Genomic DNA, 14,097 nt, shown 5'->3' with positions numbered 1-14,097 from the left:
GTGAGTGCGAGGCAGGGTTGGTTTCGATATGGCGGCTTCGCCGCCTACTCAACCGGCGATGATCAAGCGGCGAGGTCGCCCGAGTCCACGATGGTGTAGCTGTAGCCCTGCTCGGCGAGGAACCGCTGACGGTTCTGCGCGAAGTCCTGGTCGACGGTGTCGCGCGCCACGAGCGTGTAGAAGTTCGCGGAGAGCCCGGATTCCTTGGGACGCAGCAGCCGACCGAGACGCTGCGCCTCCTCCTGGCGCGACCCGAAAGAGCCGCTCACCTGGATCGCCACCGTCGCCTCAGGCAGGTCCACCGAGAAGTTCGCCACCTTGCTCACCACGAGCACGGGAGTCGTGCCCTCCCGAAACTCCTGGTAGAGGCGCTCCCGCTCGTCTACGGGAGTCGCGCCGGTCAGCGATGGCGCGCGGAGGGCATCCGCCAGCTCATCGATCTGATCGAGATACTGCCCGATGACGAGGATGCGCTCTCCCGCATGACGCGCGACGAGCGCTCGCACCACGTCGAGCTTCGCCGGGGCGGTGGCGGCAAGCCGGTAGCGCTCCTCGTCGGCCGCTGCCGCATAGGAGAGCCGATCGGATGCCGGCAGGTCGATGCGCACCTCGTAGCACGCCGCCGGGGAGATGAAGCCCTGAGACTCGATCTCCTTCCACGGCGCGTCGAACCGCTTGGGCCCGATCAGCGAGAAGACGTCGCCCTCGCGGCCGTCCTCGCGCACGAGCGTCGCCGTCAGGCCAAGGCGCCGGCGGGCCTGCAGCTCGGCCGTGAGCTTGAACACCGGTGCGGGAAGCAGGTGCACCTCGTCGTAGATGATGAGACCCCAGTCGAGCGCGTCGAGCAGGCTGAGGTGCGCGTACTCGCCTTTCCGCTTGGCGGTCAGGATCTGGTACGTGGCGATCGTGACGGGCTTGATCTCCTTGACCTGACCCGAATACTCGCCGATCTCCTCCGCCGTGAGGCTCGTGCGGCGCAGCAGCTCGTCACGCCACTGCCTGGCAGAGACCGTGTTCGTGACGAGGATGAGCGTGGTCGTCTTCGCCGTCGCCATGGCGCCAGCGCCCACGAGCGTCTTGCCGGCACCGCAGGGCAGCACGACGACCCCAGAGCCGCCGTCGAAGAAGTTGTCGACGGCCTTCGCCTGGTAATCGCGCAGATGCCAGCCGGTCTCGTCGAGCGAGATCTCGTGCGGCGTGCCCGGCGAGTACCCGGCGAGGTCCTCGGCCGGCCAGCCGAGCTTCACCAGCTCCTGCTTGAGGTGTCCTCTCGCCCACGCGGCAACCACGTATGCGCCGTCGTCGCGTCGCTCGAGAAGCAGGGGAGCCACCCGCTTCGCGCCTGAGACCTCGCGCAGCACTGCCTCGTCCGAGCTGCGTAGAACGAGCACGCCGTCGTCGTCGCGCTCGATCACGAGCCTGCCGTACCTCGCGACCGTCTCCTGGATGTCCACGCTCACGGTCTGCGGTATCGGGAACTTCGAGTACCGCACGAGCGTGGCGAGCATGTCGGATGCCTGGTGCCCGGCGGCGCGCGCGTTCCACAAGCCCAGTCGGGTGATGCGGTAGGTGTGCACGTGCTCGGGGGCGCGCTCGAGCTCGGCGAACACGGCGAGGTCGTGGCGGGCATCCTCTGCCTGAGGATGCGCCACCTCGAGCAGCACCGTGCGGTCGCTCTGCACGATGAGCGGACCGGAGGGCGCCGCATTCGCTAGCACAGGGCCGGAAGACATAACAAACGAGTCTAGGCCGATGCTCCGCACTACCGCTGAGTGCAGGTCACGACGTGCGCACTGCCCGGATGCTCGCCACCGGCAGAGTGCGCTCGATGTCGCTTGCGCGGTCCCTGCCACGCAACCGTCCGCCGCCCAAGCCCGTCGGCTCCAGCGTGTAGTCGTGTTCCTGCCCGTCAGGCAGAGCCACCGTCACCGTGACCACGGTGCGGGAGCGAACGGCGGACTCGAGCTGGCGGTTCAGCCACGCCTCCGCCCCGCCCTGGCTGTCTGAGCGCTCAGCGGTCCTCAGCCGCCGCACGACCTCTTCTGCGGCATCCGTGCTCTCCTTCGGCTCCGGATGCCCGAGCCTGCGGCGCACACGCAGCTGGTGGCCGTTCGCATCCTCGGCCACGACCGGGTAGTGCGCATCGACGAGGGCCCAGTAGACGACGTCGATCGGGAACCTGCTCGCCAGCTCGCCGTCGGTGGAGGAGCGCAGTCCGAGGACGGACAGCGACTGGTCGACCGCGATGGCACCGAGCAGCGCCACGTCGCCGGAATGCACGACGGAGCCTGGCCCGCCCGCTCGAACACGCACCCGGCCGTACCGCGACGCCGCCTCGTCGATGAGGTAGGCGACGGGCTGGGGGAGTCCGGTCAGCGAGATGGATGCGATGAACTCGCGCAGCGACCGGGCCGTCTCACCGACGGCGATGGCTCTGTGCAGCGACGACGGCGAGATGCGGAAGCTCGCGGCAAGGCCCGTACCCTCCGGGTCGGCGAGGGTGCGAAGCCGGGCATCCAACGAGGGAATGAGCGGACCGGGTGCCACGATGGAGAGGTCGTGTTGCACGTACACCTTGTCCACCTCGGCGGGGAAGGCGGCTCGCATCACTGCCGCGGCGGCATCCGGGCCATGTTGCAGCAGCGTGACGCCCGCGGTGCTCGGGGCCGTGTTCGCCGTGATGCCAAGGAATTCGGCGTGCGCCTCGACCTCGTTCACCCGGCGGTCGAGGGAGGAGTCCGCTGCTGGGTAGCGCCATCTGGCGTAGCCGCGCAGCGCCTCGCCCCATGCCGCGTTCGCACGCTCGACCATGAGCGGACGGATGTCTGCAGGCACCGACCCGAGCCATGCGGCGGCGAGCGTCGCCCACCTCTCGGGTGTGGAAAGCGATGCCCATGCCTCTGCCGCGTTCGTGGACAGCCAGGCGGCGCCCTCCCGTGCCACCAGGCCGCAGCGCGCCGCCAGCCAGTGCACGATGGCGACGTCGTCGGGTTCGACGCCGAGGGCAGCGGCGATGCGGCGCGTGTCCGGCAGCGCGAGGCCGCCCTTCTGCAGTTCCCTGGCCGGCTCACGCTCCAGCTCGTACACGAACTCCGCGACGGCTCCGGCCGCGACGAAGGCACGCTCGGCGGCGAGCCTGTCCACGAACCTCCTGTCGACGTCGGGCACGCTGGCCAGTGCTGCCGGCTTGCCGGATGCCGCCAGCTTGGTGCCCGGGATCCCATCGCCGTCCACCCAGGCGGCGAAGCGCGCGGCAACCCCCGGGTAGAGCGCGACTCCGTCGTCGGTGGGTTCGGCGAGGTACGCGGCGACCAGCGAGTCGAGCCATTCGCGCACGGAGTCGATCGAGGCATCCGTGCCCCATGTGCGCAGGCAAGCAGCCACGGCCTTCGGCGTCCCGGCCGACCCGCATTCGACGACGGCGGCGAGCGTGGCCAGAACGGGGCGCGGCAGCGGGGCCAGCGCGTGCTGCACAGACGGCGGCTCCAGGAGCGCCTCGGCGAGGTCGAAGAAGTCCTCGATGCGCGCACGCGCCAGTCCACGGACTGCGATGAGATCGTGCAGGCTCTCATCGTCGAGTCCGCCGAGCCGCTCGGCCAGCGACAGCGTGCTGGTCATGAGTGCTCGGGTCTCGCCACGTGCTCCTCCACGGCCGCTACCGGCCGACCTTCCGGTTCTGTCTGCTGCGCCCCACGAGGTTCATGACGAGCAACACGATGATGAGCACGAAGGCGAGCGGCAGCGCCGCGAGCGGCAGCAGTTCGACCGTCGGCCAGACACCCTTGCCCGAACCCTGGTCGGGTCCCGCCCCCAACCAGGTGCCGATGATCAGCACGAAGAAGCAGACGATCGAGAGGATCACGAGACCGGCCGCGACAAAAGCGAGCGTTCGCTGCACCCGCGATGCGGGCCTGGGAGTCTCGTCGGTCACAGATCAAGGATAATTGACAAAGCACGAGCAAAACCCGATCCCCGAAAGAGGTCTCCCATGCCGACCGGCAAGGTCAAGTTCTACGACGAGGAGAAGGGCTTCGGATTCATCGCTCAAGACGGCGGTGGCGAGGTCTTCCTTCACGCATCGGCCGTGCCAGAGGGAGCCGTCATCAAGGCGGGAACCCGACTGGAGTTCGGCGTGGCAGAGGGCAAGCGCGGCGCTCAAGCGCTTTCGGTGCGCGTGCTCGAGGGTCGCCCGAGTCTGACGAAGATCAATCGCAAGTCGGCAGACGACATGGCGATCATCGTTGAGGACCTCGTCAAGCTGCTCGACGGTATCGGCGCAGGCCTGAAGCGCGGGCGTTACCCGGATGCCGCACACGGTCGAAAGATCGCGGCCGTGCTGCGCCGTGTGGCGGACGATCTGGATGCCTGACCAGACCGAACCGGACGAGCGGCTGCTCGCAGCGCACGACCTGGCCAAGTCCGCCCTTCTCGAGTTCACACCGGAGTCCACGGTCGGTCCTGTGATCGGCCACGTCGTCGAGGGCGAACACGTGCTCTCGCTGCTGTTCGAATGCCGCATGGCCGGCTACCCGGGGTGGCGTTGGACCGTCTCACTCGCGCGTGTCGACGGTGACGCCGAGCCGATGGTGCTCGAGGCGGAACTCCTCCCTGGCGACCAGGCGCTCCTCGCTCCCGACTGGGTGCCGTGGTCGGAACGTCTCGCCGAGTACCAAGCCGCGCAGGAGGCGGCGCGGGCGGCGGGCGAAGCCGATGACGAGGCATCCGACGCGCAGTCCGAGGACGACGCGGACGACCTCGACGAGGAACTCGACGAAGACGACGACCTCGACGCGGATGACGATATCGACGGCATCGACATCGACCTGCACGATGCGGGTGGCGAGCTCGACGATGACGACGCCGATGATGCCGCAGATGGCGACGACATCGACGTCGAGTCCGACGACATCACGGGGGCCGAGGAGGTCGCTCTCGACCAGGGGGCGCCCGATGGGGAGACCTCCGAAGGCGAGCCGCAGGAGGGCTGAGGCCGGTCCATACGGCAGTGGTGCGTGCGCCCGGTCCGTCGGTGGCGATGCCTGCCTGAGCTGGGCGGCTAGCGGCGTTCGGCGTTGCGACGCGCGCTTCGCGATCGCCTGACCTGGGCATACGCCAGCCCGATCAGACCGAGCACGATGCCGACGATGGCCATGTCGACGACCCATCCGTGCCCCGACTGCCCCAGCGGTTCCGAAATCACGATCGAGACGACCGCGACGACCAACCACACAACCGTGCCTACCGCGAGTGCGGCCCGGTCGTCGGTCTTCATCGGCGGCGGGTCGGGCAGTCGTTCGCTGTCCCTCAGCCACAGGCGCATGGCGTGGTCTCGATCCTGCAGGTCAGGCGATGTGCTCGACCACGTACTCGATGCAGCGGATCAACTGCCGCACGTCATCCGGGTCGACCGCCGCGAAAGTGGCGACACGAAGCTGGTTGCGGCCGAGCTTGCGGTACGGCTCGGTGTCGACGATGCCGTTCTCACGCAGCACCGATGCGATGCGCGAGGCATCCACGTCGTCGAAGTCGATCGTCACGACGACCTGGGACCGGTGCTCAGGGTTCTCGACGAACGGATGCGCGTACTCCACCGAATCGGCCCACTCGTAGAGCGCGCCCGAGGCCTCCGAGGTTCGGGCCGACGCCCACTGCAGGCCGCCGTTCTCGTTCATCCAGCGCACCTGCTCCTCCAGCATGACGAGTGTTGCAAGCGCCGGCGTATTGAGCGTCTGATTGAGCCTCGAGTTGTCGATGGCCTGTTTCAGGCTCAGGAAATCGGGGATGTAGCGATCGGATGCCGCGATGCGCTCGACGCGTTCGAGGGCGGCGGGTGAGAACAGCGCGAGCCACAGACCGCCGTCCGAGGCGAAGTTCTTCTGCGGGGCGAAGTAGTAGACATCCGTTTCGGATGCCTGAAAGTCCACGCCGCCCGCCGCGCTCGTCGCGTCGATGACAGTGAGCGCGCCCGGGTCGCCGTGTACGCGGGTGACAGGAGCCATCACGCCGGTGGAGGTCTCGTTGTGCGGCCAGGCGTAGACATCCACGCCCTCGACCGGCTGGGGTGCGCTGCGGGTGCCGACTGGCGCCTCGATCACGTGCGGTGCCTGAAGCCACGGAGCGGATGCCGCCTTCGCGAACTTCTGGCTGAACTCGCCGTACACCAGGTTCTGCGACCGCTGCTCGATGAGGCCGAATGCCGCGGCATCCCAGAACGCCGTCGAACCGCCGTTGCCGAGGACCACCTCGTAGCCGTCTGGAATGCGGAACAGAGTTTCGAGGCCATCGCGCACGCGCCCGACGAGGGAGCGAACGGGAGCCTGCCTGTGCGAGGTGCCGAGCAGCGTGGCCTGACCGGCCACGAGCGCCTCCACCTGAGCTGAGCGCACCCGCGACGGTCCGCTGCCGAACCGGCCGTCTGCAGGCAGAAGTGACTCGGGAATGGCGATCGCAGGCATGCGTTCGAGTGTACTTGGGCGCCGATGCCGCCTGACCCACGCCGGTAGGCTGGAGCGGGCGCCTTCGGCCGTCCTGATGAAGAACCACAAGGGGAAGCGATGACCGACCTCGTCGACACCACCGAGATGTACCTGCGCACGATTCTCGACCTCGAAGAGGAGAACATCGTGCCGCTGCGTGCCCGCATCTCGGAGCGGCTCGGGCACTCCGGCCCAACGGTGTCGCAGACGGTGGCGCGCATGGAGCGCGACGGCCTCGTCGTGGTCTCCGGCGACCGCCACCTCGAGCTCACGCCGGAGGGTCGGCGTCGTGCGGTGCATGTCATGCGCAAGCACCGCCTCGCCGAGCGGCTGCTCTCCGACGTGATCGGCCTCGAATGGGAGTACGTGCACGAAGAGGCCTGCCGCTGGGAGCACGTGATGAGCGAGCAGGTGGAGCACAAGATCCTCGACATCCTCGGGCATCCGACCGAGACGCCGTACGGCACGCCCATTCCGCGCATCGAAGACGAGGGCATCGGGTTGCACCGTGTGTTCCTCGATGGAGTGCACAGCGTCGTGGATGCCACGGCCGGCGGTGACACGCGCGTCAGCGCGACCATCCGTCGCCTGGGCGAGCCCGTTCAGTTCGAGCCGGAGCTGCTCGCACAGCTTCGCCACGCCGGGATCTTCCCCGGGTCGACCGGCAGGTTCTGGCGCGCAGGGTCGTACGTGGGAATGCAGATCGACGGTTACAGCGAGGCGCTCGAGCTGCCGCTCGAAGTCGCCAGCCACATCTTCGTCACCGACTGAGGGCGCGCTGACGCCCGCTATGGGCGCGCTCCCCGCCCGCTGGTCGTGTCTTCGAGACGACGTGACATGGCCTGTGCCCGACTCGGCGTCCCCACCCTTTGGGGGCACCCCCATTTGGTGAAAACAGTCGGAAATCAATGTGACAAATTGATAACGGTCCCGTAGTCTCGTACGAGTCCACAGACCGGAACCGGTCGTCGGACCCGGCTCAAGACGCTCCCGATGCCCGTCTCTTGAGCCTGCGAAGCCGAACTCGTAAGAGATTTCGGACGGGGTGGCTACCTAGTGCCAACGGAGCGCCGGAGGTTCACCCCTTGGCAACATTAGGTACGAGCGGTCTCCCCGAGGACCGCAACCCGAGTACTGCCGATCTGCACGACCTCGCTCCAAGCGACCCCAAAGCCGTTTCCCGTCGCAGCGTGAAGCGTGCAGCTCCCGTCGCCAGACCGACGCAGGCGCCCAAGCGCAAGCGGCGTCTTCGCCCGCTCGCCAATCTCGCGGTCATGGCCATCGCCGGCGGCATCGTCGCGACCATCGCGATCCCCGCGTACGCATTCAATCCGGCGAGCTCGAACCAGGCATCCTTCGGCACGTCGGTCATCGACGACCTGAAGAAGTCGAACTCGCAGTCCGCGCACGTCTCGGGCGCCATCAACGGGCCCGTGGCTTCCGGGGACACGTTCAGCGCCACCACCGAGCAGCAGCTCGCCGACCAAAAGGCTGCGACGGAGCGTGCGGCGGCAGCAGCACAGATGCAGGCGTATGCGGCCGCATACACGGGGCCGTCGGCATCCGACTACCTGAAGAATCCGCCGTACCCGAACTTCAGCCTCGCCCAGGTGTTCTCGGTCGCACAGAAGTACATCGGAACGCCGTACGTCTACGGCGGCGACACTCCTGCCGGCTTCGACTGCTCCGGTTATGTCATGTTCGTGTACGCGCAGTTCGGCATCTCGCTGCCGCACTCGGCATCGGCCCAAGGGGCGATGGGAACACGCATCTCGATCCAAGACGCTCAACCAGGCGATGTGGTCATCATGCTCGGCGGAGCGCATGACGGCTTCTACGCCGGCAACGGCAACATCATGGATGCCCCTGACGTGGGCCGCAGCATCTCCATCAGACCGATCTGGACCAACGACTACTACATAGTCCGCTTCGGCATCTGACGCCTACCGCCCTCCGGCGGATCGTGACGGCACGTAACTCACCGTGAACACCAGGTGACGACGGGCCGCCATCGGCGTGCCACGAACGCATGGCTTGTGGATCCTGAGTTACCCTGTTGGCCTAGTCACTTGTCAACCTGGCCACGTTCACCCGCGGCCCGTCACTGGAGAACCTCCCGAATGGGAAACCTTCGGCATCACAGCCACCACTGCTTCCACCACCACTGTGTGTGGAATCACTAGGCGTCGTCTTCGTGACGGCGCCTTTTTTGTTGGCTGAGACCGCCGGATGCTCCGGCCCGGGCTACGGACGAACGCGAGAGATACGGAAAGCCATTCCGGTCTATCGAGAGGACGTCGATGCGCACACTGGTGCTGAACGCGGGGTATGAGCCGCTGGCGGTCGTGAGTTTCAAACGCGCGCTCGCGCTGGTGATGAGCGCGAAGGCGACCGTCATCGAAGTGGATGCCGAGCATCCTGTCTGGAGCGTCGGCGCGGTCTACGACCGCCCGTCGGTCATCCTGCTCACGCGTTACGTGCACCTGCCACACGGGCGTACCGTTCCGGTCTCGCGCCGCGGAGTGCTGCGCAGGGACGGCCACCGTTGCGCATACTGCGGCAAGTCGGCGACCACGATCGATCACGTGCTGCCGAAGTCGCGCGGGGGAGCGGACTCCTGGGACAACCTCGTCGCCTGCTGCCTGCGCTGCAACAACGTGAAGGGCGACCGCACGGCAGCCGAGATGGGGTGGCGTCTGACCTTCACGCCCCGCATGCCGCACGACCCCACCTGGATGGTGCGCGGCGTGGAGCACGCGTTGCCACAGTGGCAGGACTATCTGGCGCCTGCCGCGTGAGGACCGTTCCGCTGGCCCGGTAGACTTGTCGAGCCAGCCTCTGTAGCTCAATGGAAGAGCAGTTCCGTCCTAAGGAAACGGTTGGGGGTTCGAGTCCCTCCAGGGGCACAGTGCGGAAGAGCGCGGGATCCGCGTGCCGCTTCACCCGGGCATTCGAGCATCCGTCAACCCCTGGCCTGGCGCCGGGGCACGCGTAGGGTCGGCGAGCATGAACACCACCGGATGGATCGTCCTGATCGTCGTCATCGTGATCGTGGTGATCGCCATCATCATCGCGATCGCCTTGACCGCCGGGCGACGACGTAAGCAGGAGCACGACCGGCATCGCGCGGAGGAACTCCGTATTGCTGCTCGGGATGACGACCTCGCCGCCCGGGAGCGCGAGGCGAAGTCATCAAGGGCGGATGCCGATGCCAAGCAGGCGGAAGTCGAGGCGGAGCGCCGGCGCCGGGATGCTCAGGCCCACGCCGCAGAGGCTGGCGACGCGCGCGCTGCAGTCGATGAGAAGCTCAGGCGAGCGGACGACATCGACCCGGATGTCCGCCCCGGACGCTCAGCCGACGTGCAGGACGATGCCCCGCGCCACGCGGAGCGTGACCCGGATGCAGGCGGTACCACCGGCGACTCAGACGTGCCGCCGCCCCCTGCACGATAGGGCGACGCCTCCGCGGCGCCCGCATGGACAGTGCGGCGGATGCCGGCGCCATATTGGTTCACCCGCTCTTCTTGAGTGTGAGGATGATGTCAGCTCAGGACGTGACGGTCGGAGCGTCCTTCAGCGCGGAGCACCGTCGAGGTGGCGTCCAGTTCGGGCCACCGTCCATCGACACCGAACTCGGCTAAGCCGGCGGTGTGCATGATCACACCTTTGCCAGCGAGTAGCGAGGCTAGCTGTTCCATGCCTGGGTTGTGGCCGACCAGAAGCACTGTGCGGATGTCGTCCGGCACATCAGACAGCACATCGAGGAGCCCGTCGACGGACGCTGCGTACACTCGGTCGTCGAATTGCACAGGAGGTACAGATCCGATCTGGGGGGATACCAGGTCCCACGTCTCGCGGGCGCGCTTCGCAGGCGACACGATGGCCAGATCGATCCGGTTGGCGTGGCTCCCAAGCCATCGCCCGGCGAGCGGGGCCTGAGCCCGGCCCCGTTCGGCCAGAGGCCGGTCGATGTCCGGGGCAGAACCGGACCAGTCGGACTTGGCGTGGCGCAGGAGGATGAGAGTGCGCTCGATCGTCATCACGGTGCCAGTGTGCCGCACGGCGGAGAAGATCGATTTCGGCGTCATCGGCGCTTTCGATGTCGAGCTCGGCAACCAGGCTGACGATATTGCCGGTGTCACGCCCGGGCGACTCATCGCGGCGCGAAGTTTCATAGCGAGAAGCGCATCGGGCGAAGCATCGGCGCCACCTCGATTGAACCGGTTCCCGGTCGCGTCTAGCCCTGGTCATGGCACGGTGCGTCGCTTAGCGTTGCCGCATGTTGATCTTGCTGGTTGTGCTGTTGGTCGTCTGGCTGATCCTCGCCGTGGTCGGATTCGCCTTCAAGGGCCTTCTCTGGCTGGCGATCATCGGCATCATCCTGTTCGTTGCGACGGCGGTCATCGGTTTCATCAGGCGAGCTGCCTCGAAGAAGCCCTGAACTTTCGCAATGGGTCGCGTCGAAACCACGGGGAGGGGTGATTCGTGAGCCTTGTCCTGGTCTCGCTTACACCGGCGCAGTCATTGGGCATTCCCGTTGCGCTGGTCGGTTCGGTCTTCCTCGCCGTGGGGGCCCAGTTTCAGCAGCATGGGGTCAGCAAGGTGGGGGACGAGGCGACAGGGCCCGAACGCTCCGGCTTGGGCTGGAGGCAACTGGGCGCGCTCGCGCGTCGGCCATCTTGGCTGTTGGGCACGCTCATGCTCGGGCTCGCCATCGTGTTTCAGCTCTTCAGCCTGTATCTGGCGCCGCTCACGGTGGTACAGCCGCTCGGAGCGGTCGCACTGGTCATCACTGCGCTGATCACGGCACGGCTCACCAGGACGAGGCTCGAAGGCCCGGCTATTCGCGCGATTCTCTGCTGCGTCGGCGGGGTTGGGCTCTTCGTCACCGTCGCCGCGCTGACCACCACGACGATTCCGATTACGGATGCTCAACTCCTGATCGTCGTGATCGTCTTGGGGGCCGTGCTCGTGCTGTTCGGGATCGGCTTCGTGCTGTTGCGCACCAAGTTCACGCGCATCTTCTACGTCGTGGGTGCCGGCGTGCTTTTCGGTTTCGTGGCCACGCTGGCGAAGGTGCTCATTGCTCGGGTACAGACGATCATCCACAACGGGTTTCGTCTCGATACGGCGGATTGGCTGACCCTCGTGTGTCTGCTCGGTCTTGTTGCCGCTGCCGTCCTAGGAACGTATTTCGTACAGACGGCGTACGCCTCGGGATCCCCTGAACTCGTCGTCGCCGGTCTCACCGTCATCGACCCGCTGGTCGGAGTGAGCATCGGAATCATCGTGCTGGGTGAAGCAGCATCCGCACCGTGGTGGGCGGACGTGGCATTCGTGCTCGCCGGGGCCATCGCCGTCTACGGTGTGATCCGGCTCTCCCTGCATCAACCGCGGCCGGCAGCAGTGACGGGAAGCTCGCGAGCCGATTCGCGGGCCTGACGCAGATCAGGGTTCCACGCCGTCGGGGACGCGCACGACGACGGCCCCGGGCCGGACCGTGATGCGGATGCGTATAACATCGCCGAAGCTGTCGCCGTCCAGCTCGATCGCTTGCGGATGGTTCAGTCGAGCGAGAATGGTCCGAGCCTGCCCGTACCGAAGCGCATCGACGCCGGGCATCACGTGTAACAGCATGCGGCCACCTCTCGTGCGATGCAGCAGCCTGTTCGACGCCAGTCGCGAGCCGAGGCGAGCCCATCCTCCCGCTCCCACCGGGTTGAGGGCGACGATGTCCAACAGGCCGTCATCAGGGACGGCGGTCGGGATCAGGAGGATTCCCGCGGTCAGAGTGCCACAGTTGCCCACAATGACGGTGTGCGCTCGTACGGTCCGCGGCCGGCTGCCGTCGAGCGAGTAACTGATCGAGAAGCGCTCGCCGGAGAACACGGAACGCAGAATCGGGTCCGTGTAGGCCAGCCAGCCGACGTGCTTTTTCACCACGCTGTTCGTGTCGCTCGCCATTCGGGCGTCCAACCCGATGCCCGCCATCACCAGGAAAACCGATCTGGCCACCCGCCCGCTCGTGTCGGCCAACTCCGCCTGAGCGAGATCGATGCGACGCTCGGCGCCGTGGAACGCGACACGCACAGCCGCGGAACTATCGCCCACCGGTATCCCAAGGTTGCGGGCCAGTAGATTTCCCGAGCCGGCGGGCACGACGCCGAGGGGTATGCCCTCGTTCTCCGTGCACGCGGCGACCGCCCGGACGGTACCGTCGCCGCCAGCAACGACGATGAGCGCAGGATGCGACGCCATCGCTTCGCGCGCGGCCCTCGCGTCGTCGTCGGCCGACGTCTCGTGCCAGGTGGTCGCACCCCACCCGAGGCTGCGCTCCTGCTTGCCCACCTCGTTACGGAGCGCCTTCATGCTCGAGGCCGACGACTTCGCCGGGTTGAAGACCACGGCAGCGTGCGGAAGCGCCACGGGCATCCGCTCATCGTCCATGGTTCTGAGCGTACGCACCACTGGGTGTCAGGCGGCGGCAGGCTGACGGGACGGCGTCGCGCGGAGGGCTGCGATCCGGGCCGCGTCCCTTCCGACGCCGTGCACCATGGCCGAGGCCATCGAGGTCAGGAAGTGCAGACCGACGAAGTACAGCCCCGGCTCCTCTGCCACCACGCCGCGGTCGTGCCGCGGCTCGCCTCGCTCGTCCAGGATGGGCAAGCGGATCCAGTCGAGCCCGGGGTCATATCCGTTGCACCAGATCACGTTGGCGACATCCAGCGGCGCGCCGTCGACTACCGGCCGTCCGTCTTGCGCACCGGTCACACGTGCGGCTCGTCTCACTCCCAGGCGGGTGAGGTCCCGAGACTTCACCCGGATGAGTGGAACTCCGTGTGTCATGATCTTCGGCCGCGCGCGGCGGCCGATCGGGGTGTCCACCGACATCACACGCGGGAACACGACGCCGTTCAGCACGTGAACTATGACGTGCCGGTTCATGAAGCCGGCGTACGATCCGGGCACCTCGCCGGTGCTCGGGCCGGCTACGACCACGTCGTGGGCGCCCGCGATGTCCTTCGCGATCTCCGCCCCCGAGTTGCCCGCCCCGACGATGAGAACGCCGCCCGGTCGCAGCTGCGCCGGGTTCGCATAGGCCGCTGCGTGCAGCTGCAGGATGCCGGCATCCAGCTCGGTGGCGAAGGCTGGGATGCGAGGCCGCTGGTAGTTCGACATGGCGACGATGACCCTGGCCGACCGGAACACTCCCTGCGCAGTCTCCGCGGCGAACCCGTCGCCCTCGCGGCTCAGGGCCGTCACGCGATGCCCGGTCAGCACGGGCAGGCCGAAATGGGTTGCGTAGTGCTCCAGGTACGCGGCCATCTCGTCCTTCGAGGGGCTACCTGCGGGGTCGCCGGGCATCCGCATGCCGTCGAGCGAGTCATAACGCCTGGGCGTGAACAGTTCGAGGCTGTCCCACCGGCTCCGCCAGGCGTCGCCGATGCGCTCGTGGCCGTCGAGCACGAGGTGCTCCACGCCCAGGCGCTGCAGGTGGTAGGAGACGGAAAGCCCAGCCTGGCCTCCGCCGATGACGATGGTGTCTGTAGTGTCCATGCCCTGACGGTAGGTTGCGCGGGGTGCGCCCCGCGTCGGCGAATCCACGGCACCTGGCAGAACT

Annotated in this window: 16 protein-coding genes and 1 tRNA gene; 9 read left to right on the top strand and 8 right to left on the bottom strand. The window is 67.3% G+C overall.

Annotation, left to right across the window (positions count from 1 at the left end):
* Positions 1-62: 62 nt before the first annotated feature.
* From ACO2Q7_RS06210 to ACO2Q7_RS06200, 3 genes are read right to left on the bottom strand one after another with little or no spacing between them, the layout of a single operon-like run.
* Positions 63-1,733 carry a DNA repair helicase XPB gene (locus tag ACO2Q7_RS06210; protein WP_423354740.1) on the bottom strand — a complete coding sequence of 557 codons (1,671 nt, stop codon included), beginning with the start codon at positions 1,731-1,733 and terminating at the stop codon, positions 63-65.
* Between the two features lie 46 nt (positions 1,734-1,779).
* Positions 1,780-3,618, bottom strand: coding sequence for a helicase-associated domain-containing protein (locus ACO2Q7_RS06205; RefSeq protein ID WP_423354739.1), 1,839 nt, complete (start codon positions 3,616-3,618; stop codon positions 1,780-1,782).
* Positions 3,619-3,655: 37 nt separating this feature from the next.
* The gene (locus tag ACO2Q7_RS06200; protein ID WP_423354738.1) at positions 3,656-3,931 is read right to left on the bottom strand and encodes a hypothetical protein; all 276 of its coding nucleotides are present in this window, start codon (positions 3,929-3,931) and stop codon (positions 3,656-3,658) included.
* A gap of 57 nt (positions 3,932-3,988) precedes the next feature.
* Between ACO2Q7_RS06200 and ACO2Q7_RS06195 the strand changes: the two genes are divergently transcribed.
* A complete protein-coding gene (locus ACO2Q7_RS06195) occupies positions 3,989-4,369 on the top strand; it encodes a cold-shock protein (protein ID WP_423354737.1) in 381 nt (126 codons plus the stop codon).
* Entirely contained in the window at positions 4,362-4,988 is a 627-nt protein-coding gene (locus ACO2Q7_RS06190; protein ID WP_423354736.1) for a DUF3027 domain-containing protein, read from the top strand. Before ACO2Q7_RS06195 ends, ACO2Q7_RS06190 begins: the two co-directional genes overlap by 8 nt.
* A 68-nt stretch (positions 4,989-5,056) precedes the next feature.
* On the opposite strand, the gene ACO2Q7_RS06185 is transcribed toward ACO2Q7_RS06190, so the two are convergent.
* Entirely contained in the window at positions 5,057-5,320 is a 264-nt protein-coding gene (locus ACO2Q7_RS06185) for a DUF2530 domain-containing protein (RefSeq protein WP_423354735.1), read from the bottom strand.
* A 22-nt stretch (positions 5,321-5,342) separates the two neighbouring features.
* Entirely contained in the window at positions 5,343-6,455 is a 1,113-nt protein-coding gene (serC, locus tag ACO2Q7_RS06180) for a phosphoserine transaminase (protein WP_423354734.1), read from the bottom strand.
* A 99-nt stretch (positions 6,456-6,554) separates the two neighbouring features.
* On the opposite strand from serC, the gene ACO2Q7_RS06175 reads away from it, so the two are divergent.
* From ACO2Q7_RS06175 to ACO2Q7_RS06155, 5 genes are all read left to right on the top strand, one after another.
* Positions 6,555-7,247, top strand: a complete 693-nt coding sequence (locus ACO2Q7_RS06175; protein WP_423354733.1) for a metal-dependent transcriptional regulator — start codon at positions 6,555-6,557, stop codon at positions 7,245-7,247.
* Positions 7,248-7,561: 314 nt separating this feature from the next.
* Positions 7,562-8,416 (top strand): C40 family peptidase, encoded by an 855-nt coding sequence (locus ACO2Q7_RS06170; RefSeq protein ID WP_423354732.1) that lies wholly within the window; start codon positions 7,562-7,564, stop codon positions 8,414-8,416.
* Between the two features lie 360 nt (positions 8,417-8,776).
* Positions 8,777-9,274, top strand: coding sequence for an HNH endonuclease (locus tag ACO2Q7_RS06165; protein ID WP_423354731.1), 498 nt, complete (start codon positions 8,777-8,779; stop codon positions 9,272-9,274).
* A gap of 36 nt (positions 9,275-9,310) precedes the next feature.
* Positions 9,311-9,382, top strand: a tRNA-Arg gene (locus tag ACO2Q7_RS06160).
* A gap of 100 nt (positions 9,383-9,482) precedes the next feature.
* On the top strand, positions 9,483-9,929 hold the full coding sequence (locus ACO2Q7_RS06155) for a hypothetical protein (RefSeq protein ID WP_423354730.1): 447 nt from the start codon (positions 9,483-9,485) through the stop codon (positions 9,927-9,929).
* 89 nt (positions 9,930-10,018) lie between these two features.
* On the opposite strand, the gene ACO2Q7_RS06150 is transcribed toward ACO2Q7_RS06155, so the two are convergent.
* Entirely contained in the window at positions 10,019-10,564 is a 546-nt protein-coding gene (locus ACO2Q7_RS06150; RefSeq protein ID WP_423354729.1) for a SixA phosphatase family protein, read from the bottom strand.
* A gap of 191 nt (positions 10,565-10,755) precedes the next feature.
* Between ACO2Q7_RS06150 and ACO2Q7_RS06145 the strand changes: the two genes are divergently transcribed.
* Complete coding sequence (locus ACO2Q7_RS06145; protein ID WP_423354728.1) at positions 10,756-10,917, top strand: hypothetical protein; 162 nt, start codon at positions 10,756-10,758, stop codon at positions 10,915-10,917.
* Positions 10,918-10,961: 44 nt separating this feature from the next.
* Positions 10,962-11,918 (top strand): DMT family transporter, encoded by a 957-nt coding sequence (locus tag ACO2Q7_RS06140; protein WP_423354727.1) that lies wholly within the window; start codon positions 10,962-10,964, stop codon positions 11,916-11,918.
* Positions 11,919-11,924: 6 nt separating this feature from the next.
* Here ACO2Q7_RS06140 and ACO2Q7_RS06135 read toward each other — a convergent pair whose 3' ends face one another.
* Entirely contained in the window at positions 11,925-12,923 is a 999-nt protein-coding gene (locus tag ACO2Q7_RS06135; protein ID WP_423354726.1) for a diacylglycerol/lipid kinase family protein, read from the bottom strand.
* Positions 12,924-12,950: 27 nt separating this feature from the next.
* A complete protein-coding gene (locus ACO2Q7_RS06130; protein ID WP_423354725.1) occupies positions 12,951-14,033 on the bottom strand; it encodes a flavin-containing monooxygenase in 1,083 nt (360 codons plus the stop codon).
* Positions 14,034-14,097 lie beyond the last annotated feature (64 nt).

Origin of the sequence: Rathayibacter sp. KR2-224, from assembly GCF_049446075.1 — a bacterium.
Taxonomy (GTDB): Bacteria; Actinomycetota; Actinomycetes; order Actinomycetales; family Microbacteriaceae; genus Humibacter.
The sequence above is the reverse complement of the archived record's forward strand: the minus strand, read 5'-3'. Positions and strand labels throughout refer to the sequence as shown.

Excerpts from the sequence above, each read along its gene's own strand:
- ACO2Q7_RS06165 (WP_423354731.1), top strand. The coding sequence starts at position 8,777 with ATGCGCACACTGGTGCTGAACGCGGGGTATGAGCCGCTGGCGGTCGTG.
- ACO2Q7_RS06145 (WP_423354728.1), top strand. The coding sequence starts at position 10,756 with ATGTTGATCTTGCTGGTTGTGCTGTTGGTCGTCTGGCTGATCCTCGCC.
- ACO2Q7_RS06150 (WP_423354729.1), bottom strand. The coding sequence starts at position 10,564 with ATGACGCCGAAATCGATCTTCTCCGCCGTGCGGCACACTGGCACCGTG.
- ACO2Q7_RS06135 (WP_423354726.1), bottom strand. The coding sequence starts at position 12,923 with ATGGACGATGAGCGGATGCCCGTGGCGCTTCCGCACGCTGCCGTGGTC.
- ACO2Q7_RS06185 (WP_423354735.1), bottom strand. The coding sequence starts at position 5,320 with ATGCGCCTGTGGCTGAGGGACAGCGAACGACTGCCCGACCCGCCGCCG.
- ACO2Q7_RS06130 (WP_423354725.1), bottom strand. The coding sequence starts at position 14,033 with ATGGACACTACAGACACCATCGTCATCGGCGGAGGCCAGGCTGGGCTT.
- ACO2Q7_RS06210 (WP_423354740.1), bottom strand. The coding sequence starts at position 1,733 with ATGTCTTCCGGCCCTGTGCTAGCGAATGCGGCGCCCTCCGGTCCGCTC.
- ACO2Q7_RS06190 (WP_423354736.1), top strand. The coding sequence starts at position 4,362 with ATGCCTGACCAGACCGAACCGGACGAGCGGCTGCTCGCAGCGCACGAC.
- ACO2Q7_RS06195 (WP_423354737.1), top strand. The coding sequence starts at position 3,989 with ATGCCGACCGGCAAGGTCAAGTTCTACGACGAGGAGAAGGGCTTCGGA.
- ACO2Q7_RS06175 (WP_423354733.1), top strand. The coding sequence starts at position 6,555 with ATGACCGACCTCGTCGACACCACCGAGATGTACCTGCGCACGATTCTC.
- ACO2Q7_RS06155 (WP_423354730.1), top strand. The coding sequence starts at position 9,483 with ATGAACACCACCGGATGGATCGTCCTGATCGTCGTCATCGTGATCGTG.
- serC (WP_423354734.1), bottom strand. The coding sequence starts at position 6,455 with ATGCCTGCGATCGCCATTCCCGAGTCACTTCTGCCTGCAGACGGCCGG.
- ACO2Q7_RS06205 (WP_423354739.1), bottom strand. The coding sequence starts at position 3,618 with ATGACCAGCACGCTGTCGCTGGCCGAGCGGCTCGGCGGACTCGACGAT.